The sequence below is a fragment of the Pseudoalteromonas sp. SG41-1 genome, from assembly GCF_014164575.1.
Lineage (GTDB): Bacteria > Pseudomonadota > Gammaproteobacteria > Enterobacterales > Alteromonadaceae > Pseudoalteromonas > Pseudoalteromonas rhizosphaerae.
In genome coordinates, this window is record NZ_JACJFL010000008.1 from 1 (window position 1) to 22,659 (window position 22,659).

The 22,659-nt window shown below is 39.8% G+C and carries 21 protein-coding genes and 1 tRNA gene; 6 read left to right on the forward strand and 16 right to left on the reverse strand.

The features are described 5' to 3' along the window. Window positions 1-495: 495 nt before the first annotated feature. The 10 genes from H5203_RS07150 to H5203_RS07195 all read right to left on the reverse strand — a co-directional run bounded on the left by H5203_RS07150 (window position 496) and on the right by H5203_RS07195 (window position 7,437). Entirely contained in the window at window positions 496-1,011 is a 516-nt protein-coding gene (locus H5203_RS07150; protein ID WP_182739800.1) for a hypothetical protein, read from the reverse strand. Between the two features lie 315 nt (window positions 1,012-1,326). Further along, on the reverse strand, window positions 1,327-1,626 hold the full coding sequence (locus H5203_RS07155) for a type II toxin-antitoxin system RelE/ParE family toxin (RefSeq protein WP_182739801.1): 300 nt from the start codon (window positions 1,624-1,626) through the stop codon (window positions 1,327-1,329). After that, window positions 1,614-1,871 carry a type II toxin-antitoxin system Phd/YefM family antitoxin gene (locus tag H5203_RS07160; RefSeq protein WP_145241243.1) on the reverse strand — a complete coding sequence of 86 codons (258 nt, stop codon included), beginning with the start codon at window positions 1,869-1,871 and terminating at the stop codon, window positions 1,614-1,616. Before H5203_RS07160 ends, H5203_RS07155 begins: the two co-directional genes overlap by 13 nt. Before the next feature lie 455 nt (window positions 1,872-2,326). Continuing rightward, on the reverse strand, window positions 2,327-2,869 hold the full coding sequence (locus H5203_RS07165) for a hypothetical protein (protein ID WP_182819532.1): 543 nt from the start codon (window positions 2,867-2,869) through the stop codon (window positions 2,327-2,329). 127 nt (window positions 2,870-2,996) lie between these two features. After that, window positions 2,997-3,509 (reverse strand): hypothetical protein, encoded by a 513-nt coding sequence (locus H5203_RS07170; protein ID WP_182758139.1) that lies wholly within the window; start codon window positions 3,507-3,509, stop codon window positions 2,997-2,999. A gap of 118 nt (window positions 3,510-3,627) precedes the next feature. Then, the gene (locus H5203_RS07175; protein WP_182819533.1) at window positions 3,628-4,182 is read right to left on the reverse strand and encodes a hypothetical protein; all 555 of its coding nucleotides are present in this window, start codon (window positions 4,180-4,182) and stop codon (window positions 3,628-3,630) included. Window positions 4,183-4,547: 365 nt separating this feature from the next. Further along, window positions 4,548-5,099 (reverse strand): cytochrome b, encoded by a 552-nt coding sequence (locus H5203_RS07180; protein WP_145235009.1) that lies wholly within the window; start codon window positions 5,097-5,099, stop codon window positions 4,548-4,550. 502 nt (window positions 5,100-5,601) lie between these two features. After that, on the reverse strand, window positions 5,602-6,063 hold the full coding sequence (locus H5203_RS07185) for a GNAT family N-acetyltransferase (RefSeq protein ID WP_145235007.1): 462 nt from the start codon (window positions 6,061-6,063) through the stop codon (window positions 5,602-5,604). A 209-nt stretch (window positions 6,064-6,272) separates the two neighbouring features. Further along, entirely contained in the window at window positions 6,273-6,617 is a 345-nt protein-coding gene (locus tag H5203_RS07190) for a GNAT family N-acetyltransferase (RefSeq protein WP_310736546.1), read from the reverse strand. 193 nt (window positions 6,618-6,810) lie between these two features. Then, window positions 6,811-7,437 (reverse strand): LysE family translocator, encoded by a 627-nt coding sequence (locus H5203_RS07195; RefSeq protein WP_149981251.1) that lies wholly within the window; start codon window positions 7,435-7,437, stop codon window positions 6,811-6,813. A gap of 519 nt (window positions 7,438-7,956) precedes the next feature. Here H5203_RS07195 and H5203_RS07200 point away from each other — a divergent pair. Further along, the gene (locus H5203_RS07200) at window positions 7,957-8,340 is read left to right on the forward strand and encodes a DUF1842 domain-containing protein (protein ID WP_145234995.1); all 384 of its coding nucleotides are present in this window, start codon (window positions 7,957-7,959) and stop codon (window positions 8,338-8,340) included. 461 nt (window positions 8,341-8,801) lie between these two features. Here the strand turns inward: H5203_RS07200 and H5203_RS07205 are convergent, their stop codons facing one another. Both H5203_RS07205 and H5203_RS07210 read right to left on the reverse strand, forming a co-directional pair. Then, window positions 8,802-10,739 carry a BspA family leucine-rich repeat surface protein gene (locus H5203_RS07205; RefSeq protein ID WP_182819534.1) on the reverse strand — a complete coding sequence of 646 codons (1,938 nt, stop codon included), beginning with the start codon at window positions 10,737-10,739 and terminating at the stop codon, window positions 8,802-8,804. 296 nt (window positions 10,740-11,035) lie between these two features. Continuing rightward, window positions 11,036-11,120: transfer RNA gene (locus H5203_RS07210), tRNA-Leu, on the reverse strand. 253 nt (window positions 11,121-11,373) lie between these two features. Here H5203_RS07210 and H5203_RS07215 point away from each other — a divergent pair. Beyond that, the gene (locus tag H5203_RS07215) at window positions 11,374-11,874 is read left to right on the forward strand and encodes an RDD family protein (RefSeq protein ID WP_145234991.1); all 501 of its coding nucleotides are present in this window, start codon (window positions 11,374-11,376) and stop codon (window positions 11,872-11,874) included. Between the two features lie 32 nt (window positions 11,875-11,906). Here the strand turns inward: H5203_RS07215 and lptG are convergent, their stop codons facing one another. Further along, window positions 11,907-12,974, reverse strand: coding sequence for an LPS export ABC transporter permease LptG (lptG, locus tag H5203_RS07220; protein WP_145234989.1), 1,068 nt, complete (start codon window positions 12,972-12,974; stop codon window positions 11,907-11,909). Next, window positions 12,971-14,083 (reverse strand): LPS export ABC transporter permease LptF, encoded by a 1,113-nt coding sequence (gene lptF / locus H5203_RS07225; RefSeq protein ID WP_145234987.1) that lies wholly within the window; start codon window positions 14,081-14,083, stop codon window positions 12,971-12,973. Before lptF ends, lptG begins: the two co-directional genes overlap by 4 nt. Before the next feature lie 264 nt (window positions 14,084-14,347). Here lptF and pepA point away from each other — a divergent pair, with 264 nt between their 5' ends. The 3 genes from pepA (at window position 14,348) to H5203_RS07240 (ending at window position 19,396) form a co-directional block, all read left to right on the forward strand. Further along, window positions 14,348-15,859, forward strand: a complete 1,512-nt coding sequence (gene pepA / locus H5203_RS07230; protein WP_145234985.1) for a leucyl aminopeptidase — start codon at window positions 14,348-14,350, stop codon at window positions 15,857-15,859. A 174-nt stretch (window positions 15,860-16,033) separates the two neighbouring features. Continuing rightward, on the forward strand, window positions 16,034-16,480 hold the full coding sequence (locus tag H5203_RS07235) for a DNA polymerase III subunit chi (protein ID WP_145234983.1): 447 nt from the start codon (window positions 16,034-16,036) through the stop codon (window positions 16,478-16,480). A 60-nt stretch (window positions 16,481-16,540) separates the two neighbouring features. Then, window positions 16,541-19,396 (forward strand): valine--tRNA ligase, encoded by a 2,856-nt coding sequence (locus tag H5203_RS07240; protein ID WP_182734581.1) that lies wholly within the window; start codon window positions 16,541-16,543, stop codon window positions 19,394-19,396. Window positions 19,397-19,493: 97 nt separating this feature from the next. Here H5203_RS07240 and H5203_RS07245 read toward each other — a convergent pair whose 3' ends face one another. Further along, entirely contained in the window at window positions 19,494-20,756 is a 1,263-nt protein-coding gene (locus tag H5203_RS07245) for an outer membrane protein transport protein (protein ID WP_145234979.1), read from the reverse strand. A gap of 289 nt (window positions 20,757-21,045) precedes the next feature. Here H5203_RS07245 and H5203_RS22825 point away from each other — a divergent pair, with 289 nt between their 5' ends. Beyond that, the gene (locus H5203_RS22825; protein ID WP_145234977.1) at window positions 21,046-21,387 is read left to right on the forward strand and encodes a hypothetical protein; all 342 of its coding nucleotides are present in this window, start codon (window positions 21,046-21,048) and stop codon (window positions 21,385-21,387) included. Here the strand turns inward: H5203_RS22825 and H5203_RS07255 are convergent. Next, window positions 21,347-22,564: an HD-GYP domain-containing protein gene (locus tag H5203_RS07255; protein ID WP_145234975.1), complete on the reverse strand. Its 1,218-nt coding sequence runs from the start codon at window positions 22,562-22,564 to the stop codon at window positions 21,347-21,349. The two genes, H5203_RS22825 and H5203_RS07255, sit on opposite strands and share 41 nt — an antisense overlap. Between the last annotated feature and the right edge of the window lie 95 nt (window positions 22,565-22,659).

The window sequence follows — 22,659 nt, forward strand, 5'->3', positions numbered from 1 at the left end:
GCAACGAGCAACGAGCAACGAAAAAATAAAAGTGCCGTTAATTTAAGTCAAGCATGTTTTTTTAATATAACTACAATTGGTTAAGTTAGCCGTAGCTAAATCGACTTAAATTAAAATAGCAGTCTTTTGACCTGTAAGAATTATTATGGCGACAGAGTGTCATGAACGGACGTTGCCGATCCTAATTGCTTGTTATTAGCATTTTAATTCTGGGATCCTGTTATATAAAGCTTCTCTTACTCTATCTTCTAGTTCAAACGCTTCAGCTTCCCACGGTTGATATTTAGAGCATGAGTAATTTGAATCACTAGCTGACAAGTTGGGATAGCTTTTGCCTTTTCAGAGACTATAACCTTCGCATGGTTCCGTCGGCAGGTCTTTCTTTTTGACTTTTATAATAAAATGCAAGATGTAAGACCTGATGCTGTTTTTCTTCGATATGGCGCGCGGGTTTGCAGTCTCAGCCCAAATTGTTGGGCGAACATAATCGACTTGTTAGAGTTTTTTTGCCAACTTATTATGAATTGCACTGTATGACGTCTCTAGTCTTTTTAAATGCTTACTGACATTTTTCCATTCCCAAACTAAAAAAGACCCAAACTCTGGATAAGTATCCTGCCACTCTTTTGCTTCCTTTTTATCTCTTGCATGAAGCGAAAACAACACGAAGTAATCTCCTTCAATAAAAATATTGAAATTGATTGTGCCCCAGCCATCTGCTGTATATCTATAGGTAGCACCATCACACTTATCTGGAACCAAATCATGTTTCTCAATGTAAACCTCCCCACCAGTGTCAGAGTAGTGGAGAGTCAAGTTGATATCTTTACACCTAAAGTCATTCTCAGATAGTTTGAAATTAGCATATTCATTCAAATCCTTCCGATTAGAAAAAATTTGTATTTCTTTATCGAAATCTGAATAAGCTTCGTAAATAAGAACATCATCTTCAAAGATAAGATTAAGAACCTTTGGTAGTTCTGAAATTGGAATTCCGTTTACAAGAGACATACAGAAAACTCTAACGAGGCTGTAGAATAACTCGTTTTTAATTTATTTTTATTGATGCATTAACCATAGCCCAGTTGCTATTTTGATTCAATCGACAACTGGCTTTCACGTAAAATATAAAAGACGATTTGCTGCTGTTTTAATTGGCGTTTTGGAAGGTCTGACAAGTGTTTGAGTGTCTTATTTTAGGCGGTAAGTGCCTAGCCTTATCAGTACATCTTGATTACAGGATATGAACCGCCCACTGCACTTACTGTAAATAATAAGCGCATATGGGTGATGTTGAAAGAGCTCAGGCTACCCGATTAGTGTAAGCTACATTTGCAACAAGAACTTACGTAAATCACGCTCTTGTCTCATTATGTGTAAAATAAAAATCTTATCATTGTCTATTTTGTAAAATATACGACAAGGATTAACTATCACTTCACGGTAATTCAGATTTGATAGTTCAATCGGTGTTTTCCCTGATTCAGGGAACTCTTCAAGGCGTTCAACTTTAGCAAAGATTTTCGCCACCAACTTTTTAGCTGACAGCAAGTTACTCAATGCAATATATTCAGCGATATCGTTTAGATCTTCCAGAGCAGGATTTGTCCAGATTATTTCAGCCATTTATTCATTTTCTCTTTAGCTTCAATATTAGACATAGTTTCTCCTCTACTTATTGCCTGCTCGCCTTTAGCTAACGCCTCAAGGATTTGCATACGTTTTTGCATGAATTCGAAGTCATCAACATCAACAAGATACGCTGACGGTTGCCCATGTTCGGTGATTAATACGGGCTCTTTAGTTAAATGCAGTTCAGATAATATTTTCGTCGCTTGGCGTTTCAATGTTGTTACTAACTCTACTCTCATAATAACCTCCACAAAAATGTATCACTATAGTAGCACTGAGTAAGCAATTTAGGAAACACGCCTAACGAGCATGTAGATTAAAATTAAACTAAACTAGACTGACATATTCGATTGAGGAAACCAGCCCTCTTGAGTAGTGCCATGATGAAGTTAACCGATGAATGTCTCGGCTCTGGCATACTGCTTCGCTCTACCTTCTAAATCCATTTGGTCGTAGTGCCCCAGCGACCCCAAAAGGATATGGGAAAAACCTGGCTGCGATGAGATCGCAATAATCTATTACTGCGTAACACGCCTATATGTGTTTGCCGTAAGCAACTTGCTTAACAGCCATATCGACAGACGAAGTAAACGAATTTGTTTATTGATTTAAAATTGACCGTCCATTTATAAAAACGGTCAGAAAGAATACTAGTGCCTATTGACAGAGTTAAGGCTCATATGTGTTATATGCTCTATCTGGAAAAGAAAACATATTCACCTGACTCTATTGGTGGCCCTTGCCAACCCCAATCAACTTTTATTTTATCGTTGATAATACTTGGATTGTCTCTTTCAAATTTTAAACGACAAAGATACTTAAACCATACAGATTGAATTGAACCACCCTTATCACGATTGCTAAAATAAGAAAGCATTTCCTTCAAATTAAGTGCTCTGAAGCGCTGACACTCTTCTACAAATAGCTTTTGACCTTTGGTTTCAGGATTAATCTGATTTGACGCAAGAGCGCTTAACCATGCTCCATATTTATTAATAATTTCAAGCTCGGCAAGTGTAAACACCTCTGTTTTACATTGCATGCTATACGGCTTATTAATTAATGCACGATGCTCCTTTGAATATGAGACCTTCTCATATTTTTTCGGAGAACGAGTTTCACTTGATTCACAATTGCTAGCCTGTAGCTGATCAGGTTTGTTTTCTTTCCTCTGAATAAGAAAAAAGAAAGCAATAACGACTACAAGTACAATTATCAATGTGACTTCTATATTCATATCGAAACTCTAAGGCTATCGTGCCAACGTCCGCATAGTGGGCTAAAAATTGTTGGCTATAATTAGCGACGAAGGAGCAAAAAACCAACAATTTTTTGTCCCTGTTAATGCGTTTGTTAGGGCTTCACTACTCGTTATAGGCATTGAAAGTCTCGATGAGCTTACTTGAAAGAAGGTATTTTTCATGCATGATTAGCTTAATAGCAAGCTCATTACCTTCTAGCCTCATTTTATTTTGAAGGTTTTCAAGTTTAACGAAACGACTCACTGTTTCATTTTCCACGAGCGCAAATACTTTCGCCGGAAGCCTCGACTCATTAACCGAAGTAATAATGGAGTTGTCGGGGTAAAAGTAAATTTCAGAAACTTCATGTTCAGAAGGAGTAACACACTTGAATGAGCCATCAGGAAGCTTTATGACAACATGACCCGTAAGTTTAAGGACTATCTTCCCAAGTTGAGAAAATGACCAACCAAATTGGATATCACCGCTGTTTGTCTCTAAGAATTTTAGAACGTTGTTGTAGCACTCAACCTTCTTACTACCACTGAACGGCTCAATAGAAACTCGCTCAACCGTTGATATACCAAGTGAATTCAAGAATTCATAAGGCAAATCTTTTGGTATCAAATAATCCACAAAACCCTCCTTGCAGCCCTAACGCCCGCATAAAGTGCGGAGCAAGTTGGACGCTTTTTTGCGCCGTTTGTTTTTGCAAAAAATCGGACATCTTGTGGAGTCAAATTTAATGCGCTTGTTAGCATATCTGTGCACGATCATAGATTCCTTCGTCGATTTGCTCTGAAAAGGAACAATTCGAGATATATAATGCATAAGGAAACATTGAACTTGCAACAATAAACGGCATACCTGATTTTTTAGTTATTTCAATTCCAGCATGCAAGGTAGCTTGATTATTTGCATTAGAAGGTATTTCTGAAGTTAAACCCTCACTCTGCACCATTGCACCTAAAGTTTCACCAACCATTTTAGATTTATCTTCTGGATTGGCAGCAACAGTCCATTCTGATTTACTCAAAATATTTACACCTAATTCAGGTAAAAAATCTGAACCATCTAATTCAATTTCAGGAGATACAGATAAATTTTGTTCTGAAACAGTTATAGGAAAAACTTCAAACCAATGTGCTACATACTCTTTCTTTATTCGAATAGTTACTGTCTTTCCATTTATTAATATAAATGACACTACCGATGGATATAAGCCACTCTTGTATATTTTTATCTTTTCAATACCAAGGCTCAAAGATAGCAATAATGCTTTTTCTTCTTTACTGATTTCAAAGTGCATGCTGAACCTATGGGTATGCTAACAATTTTATAGTGCGCGAAGGGCGGATCTTTCTACTCCGACCACACTCACATTAATACATTACACAGTTTTAACAAATTAGCTAAGGTATTACTATCACTAAGTTTTCTATTATCTTTAAGCAAAGCTAAATGAAACAATATACGCGCGCCGCTCATATCCTTGAATATGTGCGCAAACAACAGTTTGAGCACTTAATTAGCTATTATATTTAGTCAATTTCAATGTCTGGCTATCACTCTTAGCCGAACTTCGTCAAAGTGGCAATAGCGTTAAGTTAAACAGAAAGTAGCAAAATTAAAAAAGGGAGACTGAATCTCCCTTTTTTAAATTTTTATTCGCTGTTATTTTTTCGGCAAACGCATTCTTGCAACCGTATTATCAGATAAAACATAATGGTGGAATAAGGCGGCGGCTGCATGTAATCCAATCAAGTAATAACCAACTTCCCCTGCGGTTTCATGCAGCTCTTTGATGGTTTTAGCCAAGTCTAAATCTTTACTGGCCAATGGCGGCAGCTCTAGACCAAAAAACGGAATTGGTTTGCCTGCCGTGCTCAAAATTAACCATCCAGCAATAGGCATAGCAAACATGAAACCATACAAAATAACATGCACTAGTTTGGCGAGGTTATTTTGCCACTTAGCTGGTTCTGGTTTTATATCAGGAGCCGAGCCACCCACTACGCGAGCAATTAGCCTAACGCTTACTAAAGCTAAAACCGATAAACCAAGCATAAAATGCCACATTTTAAAGGCATCTCGGGTTGTAGTCCCTTTGTCGAATAATTCGCGCAGTTCAATGCTTGCGTAAACAGCTACAATCAATATGAACATAAGCCAATGCAAAGCAATGGAGAGCGTATTGTAATGAGTTGTCGTGTTTTTTAAATTCATAATGCCTCTCGAAAAATGAAATTATACCAATCGTGTTAAGTTACTGACCATTTATAGCGACAGATAAATACAGTAATAACAAGGCATAAATTTTGACATGTAGTTGTTCTACTTGAAAAATTATAACGCAGTTAGCGCTTTATTTAGCTCGCTAGAATGGTTAAATATTTAAGTCGATCGGTGTTACATGGCTACTCATCAACCTACCTCTTATGTTTTGAGAGCTTGAAGAGGTAACCTCTACCCTTGTACGTATTAAATACTCCACATACAGTAACCTATCGTTACTAAGTATTTAGTGATCTAAAACATAAAATTTGTATTTCAAAAATCATGTTTAAATATGTTTGGTTAAGCGTAAACAGTAAAACTTAAAATAAACTTAAGTGATTGGCATAACAAAATAACAACTGTTGGTTACCTTTCGATAAGTATTTGCTAGTTAAACTAATAATTGAAAAGAAATTGAATTTACAACGTTTTTTACACTGTGGCTTTTGAATCAAACAATGCCAGTTCGAATCATGGCCAGCTTTTCAATACCGTGATCGGGCGTCCATCTTTTAAACTCAACAAAGTCATGCTTTTTATATAACTTAATAGCGGGCTCGTTAACTACTGCGGTTTCAACTATCGCTGTTGATGCTGTTTCAATAAAGTTAGTTAACGCATAGCGGATTAACTTATCGGCGATGCCTTTTCTAAAATGCTTTGGGTCAACCGTTAAGCTATTAATTTCTAATCGCTCATTGATAATTACCAGTTCAATAACCCCTGCAAGCTGAGTATCGTCATAAAATCCATAAAAAAGCGTTTGCGAATTGTGTATATCATTAACAGTGCGCGATAAAGGCGGAAAATTCTGCGTACCTATTAATTCAGCTTCTATTTTATAAGAGCGTTGAAAGGTGGTGTAAATTTGCTTTGCGACTGCCTCATTTGCATTATCTAACTTTGCAATCATCTTTTAACGCCTCTGTATTCGATATTTAATCGCTTAGATTATAGTGGGAGTAAACTAGCAATATTATAGTTATCAACCGTTCCGTTTAGCTTGTTTTTCTCGAAGGTTATTGTTATTAAAAAATGACCAGCGCTCACATAACCAGCTCAAATTTGACCTAACTAAAACTGAACATCAGCTGCTTCAAGAAAATAAAGCAATGTATTTACTCATAACAAGCACTTCAACACCACGATTGCTAACCAGCTCAATAGGTGACCAACCAAGTTGCTATAAAGGCCACCATCTAACTTTTCAGTCTGTAGGTGTATATCAATCACACCGAGTGAAGCCGCTAAAGATTCAAGGTGATTAACTAATGCAGAGGCCACTCCTTTTCCTCGGTATTCATTAGTAACATACATCCCGCCTAACCAATGCTCTTTATCTGGATAAATAGTCACTTCATGGTAACGTAAGTGTGCGACTCCCAATACATCGTCCCCCTCGACAGCCATGATAACTAAAGGAATACTATCGCGGTTTAAGTAATCATTTAGCTTATTATCAAACAATTCGACAGAAGAGTCTTCTATCAGGTGCCCCCCACTGCTGAAAATACCACTTTGCTATAACGGGTTTCATGGCAGCCCTATCGGCAAGGAATACAAAATCCAACCAAACGCCCTCCTTTGCAAATTTCAAATATTGAGTTAACAACTGCTTGCAACTCTAATTGATGCAGCTCTTTGTAGAATCAACTTCTCCCTAACGTTCGCTCAATGCAATTTTACCAGCTAAACCAATTAGCAATACTCCTGATACTCCTTCCAATATTCGCGTGTATCTACCTGCGTTAGGTCGATTGAACAACCAACTTCCAACAGTTGCATACAGTACGTTGCAGAGGGTTGCTAACACACTAAAAACTAATCCTAAAATCAGTAATTGCGAGGCTGCTGAGCCAGTGGATGTATTTATAAATTGCGGGAGAAATGAGAGAAAGAACAAAGCAACTTTAGGGTTCAAAACACTGACCACAACCCCCTGCATAAAAATATTTCCTTTCGTATCCTTACTTTCACTAACGACTACCCGACTATTCCCTTTGTACATGGAAATAAGTGCTTGAACACCTAAATAAACTAAATAAAGAGCACCAAGCCATTTAACGATACTAAAAGCTAAAGCTGAACTTAAAATAATGGCTGATAATCCCACACAGGCCGCTAATGTATGAAAAAAGTAACCAACCCCCAAGCCAAGCGCAGCTTTCATGCCACTGACCATCTTACCTTTCATGGTATTTGATACGATGTAGATAACATCAGGCCCCGGTATTAAATTGATAGTCAGACAAGCAATAACAAATAACATCATTGAATTAAATTCCATTAACTTTCTCCATTTTTACTATTAAGGCTTAATATTAGGTTTTTTATACACATTGCTAGCTTTGCAATGTAGATACAAGTGGTTAATTGTCTATTTTCTAAACTCAACACACAGCCATGTTTTTAAAACCATAAAAAGTGTTGTTGAGTTTTTTATATTATTAACTTTACAAGATAAACAAAGAGAATTAAACATACCTATTAGTGGTACGGTTGATTTATTTGGAATATATTGATAAATGCTGTTTATTTGCATCACTTGTAAATAGAGCAAGCTACTCTGCTTTTTTAATAGCTCACAATTCACCTGCATTCCTAATCTATCGCAAAAACGACTAATCCAACACATTACAGCAGATATTTGAACTGCAAGAATAGAGCGACTATGCCGTAAACTAATTTACATGACCTAGCTGTAATACGCTGTAATATGTCTTTTGTGGTGGTCATTCTACACTTTCACTCGGTTACTGAGTAACCATATAACAGTGTGAATGCAATCTACAAAAGGAACAAGAAAATGTCTGATGAAAGCTTATATCTCGTTAAATTACAATTTCAATCTGGTGTTGTTGGTGGTGGCTCTATGGAAATTCAGTTTGCTGTAGATCCAAAAACAGGTTCATTAAATGGTCGAGCGAATGGCAGCATCCAAGAAGGAACGCAGCATTCACCTCATTTCACCGCTAGCGCATCGGGCCATATGCATGCAACTGGCTATAATGATGTAACTAAAGTTGGCGCGCTAACAGGTCAAGCAGTGGTGTCTTTTCCACCACCTGCAATTGGTAGTTACCAGTCACCTTTTACGGCAAGCTTTGGCGTTGATAACCAATGGAATGGCAAAGGCAGTTTTTCAGTGGGTGATAATACCTACCAATGCAAAGTGACTCTAATTGACTAAATAGAACATAGTTTGCTCTACTAGATTAAATTAAGCGGCGTATAGTAACTTTGAACGTCGCTTAGCTCTCACCTGTTTAGGTTTTCTTGGCTCACGTTTTAACTAAAGCTGAAGGTAAACAAGTCCGCACGACTACAACTATATTTAAAGTATCTGTTGATTTAATACTGAGCAACTTGCTTCTATTTGATAAGTGCGCTGAAGAACAGTGTGAATTTGCTTTACGACTGTCCTTGTATGCATTACCTAGATTTTTAATCAATAAGTTAAGTTCTCTGCCAACTTGTTTTATGGCTCAACTTATCATGTATCGCGTTTTTAAAAGGCTTATTACCGTAACTCATAAACACTAGATAAATTTACACTTATATAATATAGAGCTTATTAACCATGCACTTCTGTGATGCAAGTAAATGCTGCGATGCTCTAAACATAGAACAACACAGCTTACTGGTTAAATGCTATTGTACTAATCCGCCATCAGCAATATTCCATTCATGTATGTTAGTGAGAATATCGCGTCCAGTTTTTCCAGCTTCAGAATACTGGCTATTACCAGCATGAAAACCAATTTTTAGCGGTGGAGTCGATAACTTACTCCAGCCATTGAGTAGAGCATCGTAGTTTTCAACCGACAATGCAATCCCTTCAAACATGCTACGCATATCACTGAGGTTAGAAATATCCCAATCACTTAAGTTCTGATCAAATGAAACCGCATTGCGAAACATACTGTTCATATAGGCAACGTCGGACACATTCCAGCGGCCAATGTCTTGATTAAATGCTGATGCACCATCAAACATATTGCCCATATAAAATACAAACCCAACTTTCCAATCACCTAAGTCTTGATTAAATGACACTGCATTAGCAAATAGTCCTGTCATCCTATAAACACCGCCAACTGTCCATCTGCCTATTGGTTGGTTGAATTGACTGGCATTATTAAACATGCGTATCATGTCTTTTAAGCTCGCTGTATCCCAATTGCTAATATCTTGATTAAAGTTCGTTGCACCATCAAACATATGCCCCATTCTTACGACACGAGACACATCCCAGCTTTCAAGAGCTTGATCAAATAAAATAGCACCTTGAAACATACCGGTCATATCAGTAATAGTAGAAACATCCCAATCGTTTATGTCTTGATTGAACGATTGCGCATACGAAAACATGTAAGAAAGATTCGTGACGTTTGATAAGTCAGGTGTATCTAAGGCATTAATAACAAGGTTAGAGCAGCTTATAAATGCACGCTCCATTGATGACCAACGAATATCACCCCACTGCTCTACCGTTAATAATTTGCTCCAATCAGCTTGCATTTCATCAAAGTAAAAACGTGGGAAATCACCACTTATTTTAATGGTATAGGTTCCGCTAGTTTCGTATGTGTGGGTAATTGTATTAACAACATTGCGGTCGATAGTGCCATCGCCCCACTCTATCTGGAAATTATAACCCTCGCCTTTAGTTGTAATTTTAATTGTATTAGCATCTGTTGAGAGCAGTTGTGTATTATCCGTTTTCCAGGTTGTGATAAATTCACGAGGTATAACCACCTCAACAGTGCGCTCAATACTTGCCGTGTTTCCTGCTTTATCTGTTGCAGTATAGGTAACTATGTATACACCTACGTTATTAACGTCAACCTCACCAAATACTGTCGCACTGATTGCACCATCAAAGTCATCAAGTGCCGACGCCCCTTGCTCTGAGTACTCTTCATTTAAGAATAACTTAATATACTCTTTACCAATGAGAGTAAGCAGCGGTGGCGAGATGTCTTTAGCCTCAAGTACTGTCACTTTTCGGGTAATTGAACCCGTATTACCAGCGGAATCGACTGCAGTATATGTAATTGTGTAGTCGCCGGGCGTACTTTCGTCCACTGAGCCTGAAATAGCGACACTGACTGTTCCATCCACATTGTCTTGTGCTTGCGCCCCTAGTTCTTGGTATGATTCGCCCAGCTCAAGAGAAATAGACTTTTCACCATTCAACGTTATAGTTGGCGCTTGTGTATCGTCGGGTGCAACCACTGTAATTGTTCTAATTACACTTGAAGAGTTTCCCGCGCTGTCAGTAGCAGTGTATGTAAACGTATATACACCAGCTTGATTAAGGTTCAAAGAGCCTGACACGCTAACACTTACGCTACCGTCTTTATCGTCTGAAGCAGATGCACCTAACTCTTGGTAGCTATTGCCTATATTGAGCGTAATAGCTTGCGAACCGTTTAAAGTAATAACAGGCGCTGTTATATCTAGGTTTGAATTAGTTCCTGTGTCAGATTTTTCTGCACTACCAGAGCCACCGCCACAAGCAGATAATGTAAACAGAATGCACAAAATAAAAATATGCTTAAAGATAAATAAGCGATTAGTCGTCATTTTTTTTCCTTTAAAATGCCTCAATGTACGAACTTTGAGTAAGGGTAAGTAATAAAGTAAAAATATATTTAGGGCGCGCATTCTACTATACCCACAATAGGTAATCTGTATTTATTTACCAATAGACTATTGTTGATAAGTTTTTTAATCAGCATGAGGGAAAGTTAAAACGATACGGATTGGCTAAAAAAGCTATGGTTCATCGTCAAATATTGGTTTGAGTGGCGCTCGAGTCCGCATTTCACTTTTCTATAGGCATAAAAAAACCCTTGCTAAAAAGCAAGGGCTATCAAAAGTGGTACCAGCGGCCGGACTTGAACCGGCACGCCTTGCGGCAGGGGATTTTGAATCCCCCATGTATACCAATTTCATCACGCTGGCATCATTTTTCTTTAACCTTCTAACATGAGAAGATAAAGAAAAACCACTTTAGAGCTAGGACTTATCAAGCTGTCTTTGTCTCTATGCCATGCATTATACAAACAATAAGAGGAGCAGCAAGCGTTTTTTACAAAACCACGAACAACCGCTTAACAATTGAGCAACCATTAACATTCACTCATAAAAGCGACTAGCTAGTATTTGTCTCGCTATTTGCTAAACTAGCGCACATATTAACTTTGTGAGTTTATTTATGTCTGCTGAATTTCCGCGTGCGAGCTTTTGGCGTCGCTTTGCGTCGTTAGTTTACGATACGTTAGCTATTATTGCATTTGCTATGCTAAGCGTTGTTTTGTATCTGTTTGCCGTACAAGGGCTTATTTCACTTGAGGTTATTAGTTTAAATGGTGCTGAGGATGTGTCTGCGCTAATTCAAAATTCACTATTGTTATCAGGTCTTCGCAGTACACTTTTAGTCGTTGTAGCGTTAGTGTTTTTTGGCTATTTTTGGACTAAGAGTGGCCAAACGATTGGTATGCGCGCATGGCGTTTAAAAGTACAAACTCGCGATGGTAAGCTAATTAGTTGGTCACAAGCCGTTATTCGTAGCGTAACCGCATTACTTGGCTTGGGTAATTTAGTGGTATTAGTTGATTTTAAAAACAAACGAGCGCTGCAAGATTACCTGTCTAAAACCGAGGTTGTTGCGCTAACAAAAGAAGAAAACAAACGAATTTATCGTTCTTTAGATTAGCAATAAGGAGCTAGGCTGCTAGCTCCCCATTATCAATTTCGCTTATTAAGCAAGTAAGTCGCAAAACCTATAAATATTATGCTTGGTAAAGTCGCCCCGATTATCGCAGGGATTTGATACACCATCACCACAGGACCAAATATTTCATTGGTTAGGTGAAATGCAATACCGGTTACTACGCCCATTACAATCCGCGCGCCCATCGTCACTGTACGCAGTGGGCCAAATATAAACGACAGCGCCACTAATAACATCACCGCTATCGATACTGGCTGCATAATTTTACGCCATAAAGCCAGCTCATAGGTGCTGGTATCTTGCTCATTTTGTTTTAAATAACCTAAATACGACCAAAGTCCTGTGAAAGAAAGCGCCTCTGGTTTTACCGATACTACACCCAGCTTTTCAGCTGTAAGTTGTGATTCGTAAAACTCTTCATCTTGTTGCTGTGTACTGATCAACTCTTCACTGAGTTGCAGTTTACTTACATCACGAAGTAACCAACCATCTTTACGGCCTACTGCTTCGCGAGCTTTAGTAATTTGTGTAAGTTGTAGTGATTTATCAAAATGATACATGTTCACACCGTGTAATACGCCGTTTTGGTCAACATCTTCTATATTAATAAAGTTATTACCATCTTTAGCCCATACACCTTGCTGAGCGTTAAATACATCGCCACCGTGTATAGCTTGATTACGCATTTCTTTCGCTTTGAGCTGTGCGGCCGGTGCGCCCCACTCGCCTAATACCATCATACAAAGCGCCATAAATATTGCAGTTTTCATCACTGAGACAATAATTTGCAAACGCGACATACCAGCAGCTTGCATAACCACCAGCTCACTATTTGACGCAAGTGCTCCAAGACCTGTTAAGCCACCAATTAAAGCGGCCATTGGGAAGAACACCACAAGATCGCCAGGCATGCTATATAATGTATATAACAATGCAGTTGCAATATCATAGCTACCGCGACCGACTGATTTAAGCTGCTCAATAAATTTAATCAGGGTACTGATCCCCACCAAGACCATCAAAGCAAAACCAGTGGTTTGCAAGATGCTACGGCCTAAGTACCAATCAAGCATTTTCATCATGCGCCATACTCCCGCTTAGTCAACACAGCTTTTAGCCAAGCACCGAGTGGCCGCCCTTTAATGATCAAAAAGCCGCCGATAAATAACGCCGTAAAGTGGATCCACCATAGGCCAATTGAAGGCGGAATTTTACCATCCTCAACTGCAAATTTTGCTGCATTCAATAAGATGAAATAACCTAAATACAAGCTTATGGCAGGTACTAACTTGGCAAACTTACCTTGGCGCGGATTAACGACACTCAGCGGTACTGCTAATAAAGTAAGTAGCGGAATAGAAAGCGGAATAGCAAGACGCCACTGCCACTGAGCAATCGCATCAGTCGTTTTCATCGCAAACAAATCAATGGTCGGCACAGCTTCAAGTTTGCGGCGTTGATGTTCTATCTCTTGCTCACGGATTTGTACACTATAGCCATCAAATTCGGTTAAATTGAGCGCTGGCGTTTCGCCGTCAGTTTCGTAACGCTTACCGTCACTGAGCACCAATTCCTGCTCACCGCTTTCTTGCTCGACCACCACACCCCGCTGCGCATATACTAACCGTGCGAGATTGTCTTTTTCACTATCGGGTAGTTGTGCTACAAATACTTTGTGTAATTCTTTGCCGCCGTTTTCGATATTGTGAATAAACACCACCGCTTTTTCGTTCCCTGTTTGTTGAAAGCGCCCAGCACGCAGCGCTGATAACCCGGCATCCGCTTTGGCTTGTTCTTTCAATTGATATTCTTGTTCACTCGCCCATGGGGCTATATATAAAGTCAGTACTCCCGCCAATAGCGCTAGTACCACACTAGAAACTAAGGTTACACGCACTACGTACCATTCACTAACGCCACAGGCTTTGAGAACAGTCATTTCACTGTCGGCATAAATGCGACTGTAGGCGAGAATAATCCCTAAAAAGATACTTAGCGGTAGTATTAATGATGCCAATTGCGGTAACTTTAGTGCAATCATCGACAGTACTAACTTAGCAGGAATACCGCCTTCAGAGGCGTCGCTTAGAATAACAACAAACTTTTGCGACAAAAAAATTGTCATCAAAGTTAAAAATACGGCGACCTGAGACTTTAAAACTTCAGTGGTCAAATAACGGAAAATTAGCAATGATCGCCCCTGTTAAACATGATGTTTTACTTCAAGAGTAAGAAAATTTGAGTAAACTTAGGGTTTTATTATATGTCATCAACATTAAATATCATACCTAGCAACTCGATATATTGTCGCATTAGTGGTATTGATGGCTACAAAAGTATAAAGTTCAAATACACATAATGAGTCAGCGTTTATAAGCTAATATTAAGCTAGTATCTGGATTTTTATTTTATTACCCTTATTTAAGGGTTAAATGACTCAAAATTAGGAGTGACAATGGAATTTAGCGTAAAAAGTGGTAGTCCTGAAAAGCAACGTAGCGCATGTATTGTAGTTGGCGTTTATGAGCCACGTCGTTTATCCCCCATTGGTGAACAACTCGATAAAATCAGTGATGGTTATATCTCTAATTTATTGCGTCGCGGCGACCTTGAAGGCAAGCCGGGACAAGTGCTGTTATTGCATCATGTACCCAATGTGTTAAGTGAACGCATACTATTGGTCGGCTGTGGTAAAGAGCGCGAGCTAGACGACAAACAATACAAACAAATTATTTCAAAAACTATCAATACCCTAAATGAAACTGGGTCGATGGAAGCGGTATGCTTTTTAACTGAGCAACATGTTAAAAGTCGCGACACCTACTGGAAAGTCCGCCAAGCGGTCGAAACCACCCAAGACTGCTTGTACACATTTAACCAATTAAAAAGCAAAAAAAGTGACCCGCGTCGCCCGCTGCGTAAAATTGTGTTTAACGTGCCAACTCGCCGCGAACTTACCATTGGTGAAAGCGCCATTGAACATGGTCTAGCGATCGCTGCAGGTAGTAAGTTATGTAAAGACGTAGCGAACATGCCGCCAAACATCTGTAATCCTGCATATTTAGGTGAACAAGCGCAAGAACTTGCAGCTAACTTTGACAACGTTACAGTTGATATAATTGGCGAAGATAAAATGGCAGAGTTAGGTATGAATTCATACTTAGCAGTTGGTCGTGGTAGTGATAACGAATCTATTATGTCGGTAATTAACTACCAAGGCGGCGCGAAAGATCAAGCCCCAATCGTGCTAGTTGGTAAAGGTTTAACCTTTGACTCAGGTGGTATTTCACTCAAACCAGGCGAAGCCATGGATGAAATGAAATACGACATGGGCGGTGCAGCCGGTGTTATTGGCGCAATGCGTGCTTTGGTGCAAATGCAATTACCGATTAACGTAATTGGTGTACTCGCAGGTTGTGAAAACATGCCAAGCTCGAATGCTTATCGTCCGGGTGATATTTTGACCACTATGTCAGGGCAAACAGTTGAAGTACTAAATACCGACGCTGAAGGCCGCTTAGTATTATGTGATGCACTCACTTATGTTGAGCGCTTTGAACCTGAAACCGTGATTGATGTCGCTACTTTAACTGGCGCTTGTATTGTTGCCCTTGGCGCTCATGCAACGGGGTTATTATCTAACCACAACCCACTGGCACATGACTTGTTAAAAGCATCTGAGCAAAGTGGCGACCGTGCGTGGCAGTTGCCACTGTGGGATGATTATCAAGATCAACTAGAAAGCCCATTTGCTGATTTTACTAACTTAGGCGGCCGCTCTGCGGGAACGATAACAGCAGCATGCTTCTTATCTAAGTTTACTAAAAAGTATAACTGGGCCCATTTAGATATCGCAGGCACTGCTTGGCGCAGTGGTAAAAACAAAGGCGCAACAGGTCGACCGGTGCCAATGCTTACGCAATATTTACTCAACCGTGCCGGTGTAAGCGAAACCAGCCAAGATTAAACCCCGCGTTTAACAATACATTGTAAATTTAAATAAGGCGCTTTTTAGCGCCTTATTTATTCCCCACTTATTAACGTATAAATTAGCGTATTAATTGAAGCAAAACGCGTTATATGGCAAAATCCCTGCTTTGATTTAAGTATTATTTTCAATACTGTGGGAAGCCCCGATACAATGAGCATGAACGCCCAGTTTTTCGTTCTAAAGCAACAAGATGAGTCATTAGCCAAGGCTGATGATCACTTTAGCTTAGCGGCTGATATTGCTGCTGAACAGTATCGTCTTGGTCATCGTATCTTTATTTACGTTGATGATCTTGAAATTGCCCATGCCATTGATGAAACTATTTGGTCATTCGACCCCGACAGTTTTGTGCCTCACAATCTCCAAGGTGAAGGTCCAAAAGGTGGTGCGCCCGTTGAAATAGGTACTACCCCGCCAGTCGGTAATCGTAAAGTTTTAATTAACTTGGCTGCACAATTGCCGGACTTTATTCGTCGGTTTAACCAAGTTTTTGATTTTGTGCCCGTTGAAGCCACTGCTAAACAAGCTGCCCGTGAGCGCTTTAAAAAGCTACGCCAACTCGGTGCTAATATCACCACGCAAGATATTAATAGCTAACATACCTTTTGTATAAATAGCTAACTAACTCATTTAAGTACTTATTTAAGGTTCTGTGTAATGGATAAAACCTACAATCCGCAAGATATTGAACAGTCGTTATACCAAGACTGGGAACAAAAAGGCTACTTCAAACCATCAGGTAAAGGCGATGCATATTCAATTATGATCCCGCCACCCAATGTCACTGGTAGCTTACACATGGGCCACGCTTTCCAAGACACCATTATGGATACCTTAACGCGTTTTAAACGTATGCAAGGTAATAACACATTATGGCAAGTAGGTACTGACCACGCAGGTATTGCTACGCAAATGCTGGTTGAACGTAAACTCTCTGCTGAAGAAGGTAAAACACGCCACGACTTAGGCCGTGAAGCTTTCATCGACAAAATTTGGCAGTGGAAAGAACAATCTGGCGGGACTATCACAAAACAACTTCGTCGCCTTGGCGCATCGGTTGACTGGGATCGTGAACGTTTCACTATGGATGACGGCTTATCAGAAGCAGTTAAAGAAGTGTTTGTACGCTTACACAAAGAAGATTTAATTTATCGTGGTAAGCGCCTAGTAAACTGGGATCCAAAGCTACACACGGCTATCTCTGATCTTGAAGTTGAAAACAAAGACAAACAAGGCCACATGTGGCACCTACGTTACCCATTGGCTGATGGTGTTACAACCCAAGACGGTAAAAACTACATTGTAGTGGCAACGACTCGCCCAGAGACCATGCTTGGTGACTCAGGCGTTGCAGTAAACCCAGATGACGAACGCTATCAAGACTTGATCGGTAAAGAGATTTTACTGCCGATTGTTAATCGTCGAATTAAAATTGTTGCTGATGAACATGCCGATAAAGACAAAGGCACTGGTTGTGTAAAAATCACGCCAGCACACGACTTTAACGATAACGAAGTTGGTAAGCGTCATCAAATGCCGTTGATCAATATCTTCGATAAAGATGCCGCAATTCTAAGCCAAGGCGAAACCTACACCTTTGATGGTAAAGAGCTTGAGTTTGATGCACCAATTCCTGAGCGCCTGCATGGTCTTGACCGCTTCGATGCACGTAAAGCAATTGTGGCTGAATTTGAACAATTAGGCTTACTTGAAAAAATTGAAGATCACGCTCTAACCGTACCTTACGGCGACCGCTCTGGTGTGGTTATTGAACCGCTACTTACTGACCAATGGTATGTACGTGTTGCACCACTGGCTGAGCCTGCAAAAGACGCAGTAAAAAATGGCGATATTCAATTTGTACCTAAGCAATACGAGAACATGTATTTCTCGTGGATGAACGACGTACAAGATTGGTGTATTTCGCGCCAGTTGTGGTGGGGTCACCGCATTCCAGCTTGGTACGACAGCGAAGGCAACGTTTTTGTTGGCCGTGATGAAGCAGAAGTACGTCGTGAAAACAACATTGCTGATAGCGTAACACTTAGCCAAGACGAAGATGTACTCGATACCTGGTTCTCATCAGCACTTTGGACTTTTTCAACCCAAGGCTGGCCTGCGAACACAGATGATTTGAAAACTTTCCACCCGTCTGACGTATTGGTAACTGGTTTTGATATTATCTTCTTCTGGGTAGCGCGCATGATCATGATGACCATGCATTTCATCAAAGATGATAACGGCAAGCCACAAGTGCCCTTTAAAACGGTTTACGTTACGGGTCTTATTCGCGATGAAAATGGCGATAAAATGTCAAAATCTAAAGGTAACGTACTTGATCCAATCGATATGATTGACGGTATCGACCTTGAAAGCTTAGTAACAAAACGCACCAGTAACCTGATGCAAGAAAAAGTCGCTAAGAAAATCGAAAAAGATACTCGTAAAACCTTTGATAACGGCATTGAAGCCCACGGTACAGATGCACTGCGCTTTACTTTAGCGGCAATGGCATCGACTGGTCGTGACATCAACTGGGATATGAACCGCCTTGAAGGTTACCGCAACTTCTGTAATAAGTTGTGGAACGCCAGCCGTTATGTACTAATGAACACCGAAGAGCAAGATTGTGGCTTTACAAATGATGCTGTTAAAGAGTATTCACTTGCTGATCGTTGGATCTTAGGCCAATTTGAAGCAACTGTTAAAACCTATACTGAGCACTTAGATAACTACCGTTTTGACCTTGCAGCAAATACGCTTTATGAGTTCACTTGGAACCAATTTTGCGATTGGTACTTAGAGCTGACAAAGCCTGTATTATTCAAAGGCAATGAAGCACAACAACGTGGTACGCGTCATACACTGATCACTGTGCTTGAAAGCCTACTGCGCTTAATGCACCCAATGATGCCATACATTACCGAAACGATTTGGCAACGTGTTGCGCCACTGGCAGGTCTTGAAACAGCGAACACTAGTATCATGGTACAAGCCTTCCCTGTTTACAATGAAGCTAACGTTGATGCAAAAGCAATGGATGATTTAGAGTGGGTTAAGCAATTCATTTTAGCCATTCGTAACATTCGTGGTGAAATGGATATTAGCCCAAGCAAGCCGTTATCAGTATTACTAGCAAATGCATCTGCGGATGATGTACGTCGTATTGAAGAAAATAAATCTTTCTTAGCATCACTTGCTAAAATTGAAGAATTTACGCTGCTTGATAACAAAGATGACGCTCCTGCATGTGCAACATCTTATGTTGGTAACCTTGAGATCATGATCCCAATGGCAGGTCTAATCGATGTTGACGCCGAACTTGCACGTATTGCTAAGCAGCTTGAAAAAGCCGAAAAAGGCCTTGCTCAAGTACAAAATAAACTAGCAAACGAAAAGTTTGTTAACAATGCACCTGAAGCAGTCCTTGCTAAAGAAAATGAGAAGCTTGCAGAGTTCTCAGATGCGAAAGCAAAACTACTTGAGCAAAAAGCCAAGATCGAAAGCTTGTAACTAGATGCGGGGAAACCCGCACAGCTAGACACAAAAAAAACCGCGTTAATAAATAACGCGGCTTTTTATTTGCGCGGGATAAACCCGCGCCTACAAATTAAAACGTGTAGTTATACTGCGCACCAAATAAGTATGCATGGCCTTTTGATTCAAAGCCCCACTGCTGACCTAAGCCATCAGATTCAGTAAAGTTTTGTGTTTTACCACGGAGAATACTCATACCAATATCTAGGTTTGCTTGTTCGCTCATGGTGTAGTTAACGCCAAACGAGTACCAAAAACGGTCAGTATCAGGGATAGAAATCGACAGGTGTTTTTGATCGGCTGGTGATTCATCATAAGCAATACCAGCACGTAATAGTACAGCATCGTTAAACTGATAATCGCCACCGATTGAGTAACGCATTGAGTTTGAGAAGTGCTCATCTTTAGAGAATACAGGTGTATCTTTGCCTGGAACATAAGCTTCTAGCTTTTGGAAGCTATCCCAACCAGTCCATAATACACTGTAGTGTAAGCCTGTTTTCTCATCTAACTGGTGTGTACCAGAGAACTCAGCAATCGCAGGGAGAGTGATTTCAACACTTCCAGGTACACTTACGCCAGCTAGGCCACCGATTTGTGCAGGTAATTGGTTAGAAAACTCGCCATCAAATGTGATATCTGTCTCGCTACGATAGTTAAAACCAAAGCGACTATTTTCATCAATCTGATAGCTAGCTCCTAAGTTCCAACCAAAGCCAGTATCATCGCCTTCTAAATGTACTGCTTGAGTTTGTGCTGGTAAACCTAATGGATTGGCACCAAAGTTACGAATGATTTTCGCATCTGCATAAACATAGTTTAAGCCAAGGCCAACACTAAATTGCTCATTGATTTTGTATGAACCACTTACGTTCATATTTACAGTAACAATCTCTGTTTCACCAGCAAGCTGGCCTGCAGGGTAATCTGCTTCAAATTCAGTTGATAAACCAAAATTTGAAAACGCACCAAAACCAACAGCAAACTTGTCATCGATAGGCATTACAAAATAACCTGCAGGAACAAAAGCGGCTGGCGCAATACTGCTGTCGTTTAGTTGACCAGGGTTAACTGATTGATTACTAGCTTCAGTGCCACGAAGGCTGACATCTGGAATGACAGCAATACCTGCAATACTTAGCTGCTGCTCTTTAAATACAGACATAAGAGCTGGATTACGCGCAACTACAGAGGCATCATCAGCCACTGCTGCTTCACCAGCATATGCACGCCCTAAGCCAGAGGCATTTTGCTCTGCAAGCTGGAAAGCCGCTGCAAACGTATCTGCAGACATAACAGCAAGTGATGCTGCAATTAAAGTTTTTGTAAATTTCATTGTGTTTCCTTAACCAAACAAAATGCTTGGGTTCCCATGTGTTGTCTCTAATTATTAGGAGTAAGTTACTTCAAAACCTTTGCACAGTACCTTACTTTTAAATAAAAAACTGTAACAAAGCGTTAAAAAACCCCATAAAAACCATTTTTTAACAGCAAAGTAACAGTTTTTTAAAACTCATCGGATAAGCTGCTGCGAAAAACTCATTTGCAATTAATTATCATTTAGATTGACTTGTTTGATAAGCACTATTAGACTGCCAAATAGGACTAGCAAAGGAGATGAAGCGGTGGAGATAGGATTAATTATTGCTGCGTTGGCTTTTTGTGGGGTAAGTGTATATTGCTTTTGCAAAGCTAATTTTTGTGCCTGCACTAGAGATGGTGAATGCGATAACCCTGTTAACCATTATTGGTTAGGTGCTATTGTTTGTGCTTTAGTCGCACTAGTGTGCTGCTGCAGTGCGTTACATTCAGAGAATGGGACTTTATTGTGGCTATTATTAATGGTGAGTTGCTTCAGTGGTGCGCTATTATCGGCTAAGCAATCAACTAAAAAACACTGTAACAAAGCAATAACCAAAAAACCGCTTAAACCAACAGATGCTCTTTTAACAAACGAGCCAAATTAAGCTGATAATCTAATGGTTTGATACTCGCTAAAATCTTTAAGTCATGATCTGGTGAAGTTAAATCAACATCTTTTGCCGTAATATGATGACTATGCTTAGCATTATAGAAAACTTTAACTTTAGGTTGAATGGGGTTCTGATGATTACCTTCAGTTACTAATGCCAATCGTTCATTGGTTAATTTAACAATCGTACCGACCGGATGCACACCTAAACACTTAATAAACCGCTGTACTAACTCACCATCAAACATGTGTTTATTAGCTAATAAATAGCGCAATGCGTTGATCGGTTCATCACCAATTTGATGGGGTCTATCTGCGGTCATTGCATCATAAACGTCAACTATCGCCATAATTCGCGCTGGTCGACTAAGTTTTTCGCCCTGCAGACCTCGAGGATAACCACTGCCATCTAAGCGCTCATGGTGATTAACTATCATATCAAGCATTAATGGGGTAATGCCTTTTTCGCCTTTTACCAAGCCTAAACTTTGCGCTACATGCTTTTTAATCGCCTGCATCTCAAGCTTATTTACTTTCTCAGGTTTAGAAAAAATCCCTTGTGGTAATTTAGCTTGGCCTAAGTCATGTAGCAAGGCCCCCATGGCCAGCTCTTGTACAACACTTTCTTTGTAACCTAAGTACTTGGCAAATACAGTGACAAAAATGGCGCAGTTAGTCATATGTCGCCAATTGTACATATGCTTATCTTTAATACGAGTTAAAATAGTCATTGCATTATGATTACGAAATACCGATGCCACGATATCTTTGGCAATGCCATCAAGCAATGCGATATTCATCTTTAAGCCTGAAGTAACATCGCCATATAAACTTTGTAAATTACGATTATGTTGCTCATAGCTCACACTCGCTTTGGCAAACTCTTGCTCAACTGTAATAACCTTTTTTATTTTTGATTTTTTAGGCTTGTCGGCTGCCACAGTCGCGACTTCAGGTTTAAGCTGATATTTGGCAGGAACACTCACGTCACTTTGCGTAAAATCTATCAGCAGCTCTTGCACTCCTTCTGATACCAAGCGCTTGATGATCGATTTATCGCGAACTAGGCCGCGAGTTTTGATTTTTATACTATCAACCCCCTCAAACTGCTTGCTAACACTGTCAACAAACATTCCTGGTACGAGTTCAGAAATTGGAAGGGTAATAAGCATATAAAGTGATTAATTCATTTCAAACAATAATAATTACTGATTATCAACGATCCACTACAAATGTCTATAACAAAAGTAACGAATACGAAATAAGC

Coding starts and splice junctions, on each gene's coding strand:
- H5203_RS07150 (WP_182739800.1), bottom strand. CDS start 1,011: ATGTCTCTTGTAAACGGAATTCCAATTTCAGAACTACCAAAGGTTCTT.
- H5203_RS07155 (WP_182739801.1), bottom strand. CDS start 1,626: ATGGCTGAAATAATCTGGACAAATCCTGCTCTGGAAGATCTAAACGAT.
- H5203_RS07160 (WP_145241243.1), bottom strand. CDS start 1,871: ATGAGAGTAGAGTTAGTAACAACATTGAAACGCCAAGCGACGAAAATA.
- H5203_RS07165 (WP_182819532.1), bottom strand. CDS start 2,869: ATGAATATAGAAGTCACATTGATAATTGTACTTGTAGTCGTTATTGCT.
- H5203_RS07175 (WP_182819533.1), bottom strand. CDS start 4,182: ATGCACTTTGAAATCAGTAAAGAAGAAAAAGCATTATTGCTATCTTTG.
- H5203_RS07180 (WP_145235009.1), bottom strand. CDS start 5,099: ATGAATTTAAAAAACACGACAACTCATTACAATACGCTCTCCATTGCT.
- H5203_RS07185 (WP_145235007.1), bottom strand. CDS start 6,063: ATGATTGCAAAGTTAGATAATGCAAATGAGGCAGTCGCAAAGCAAATT.
- H5203_RS07195 (WP_149981251.1), bottom strand. CDS start 7,437: ATGGAATTTAATTCAATGATGTTATTTGTTATTGCTTGTCTGACTATC.
- H5203_RS07200 (WP_145234995.1), top strand. CDS start 7,957: ATGTCTGATGAAAGCTTATATCTCGTTAAATTACAATTTCAATCTGGT.
- H5203_RS07205 (WP_182819534.1), bottom strand. CDS start 10,739: ATGACGACTAATCGCTTATTTATCTTTAAGCATATTTTTATTTTGTGC.
- H5203_RS07215 (WP_145234991.1), top strand. CDS start 11,374: ATGTCTGCTGAATTTCCGCGTGCGAGCTTTTGGCGTCGCTTTGCGTCG.
- lptG (WP_145234989.1), bottom strand. CDS start 12,974: ATGATGAAAATGCTTGATTGGTACTTAGGCCGTAGCATCTTGCAAACC.
- pepA (WP_145234985.1), top strand. CDS start 14,348: ATGGAATTTAGCGTAAAAAGTGGTAGTCCTGAAAAGCAACGTAGCGCA.
- H5203_RS07235 (WP_145234983.1), top strand. CDS start 16,034: ATGAGCATGAACGCCCAGTTTTTCGTTCTAAAGCAACAAGATGAGTCA.
- H5203_RS07240 (WP_182734581.1), top strand. CDS start 16,541: ATGGATAAAACCTACAATCCGCAAGATATTGAACAGTCGTTATACCAA.
- H5203_RS07245 (WP_145234979.1), bottom strand. CDS start 20,756: ATGAAATTTACAAAAACTTTAATTGCAGCATCACTTGCTGTTATGTCT.
- H5203_RS07255 (WP_145234975.1), bottom strand. CDS start 22,564: ATGCTTATTACCCTTCCAATTTCTGAACTCGTACCAGGAATGTTTGTT.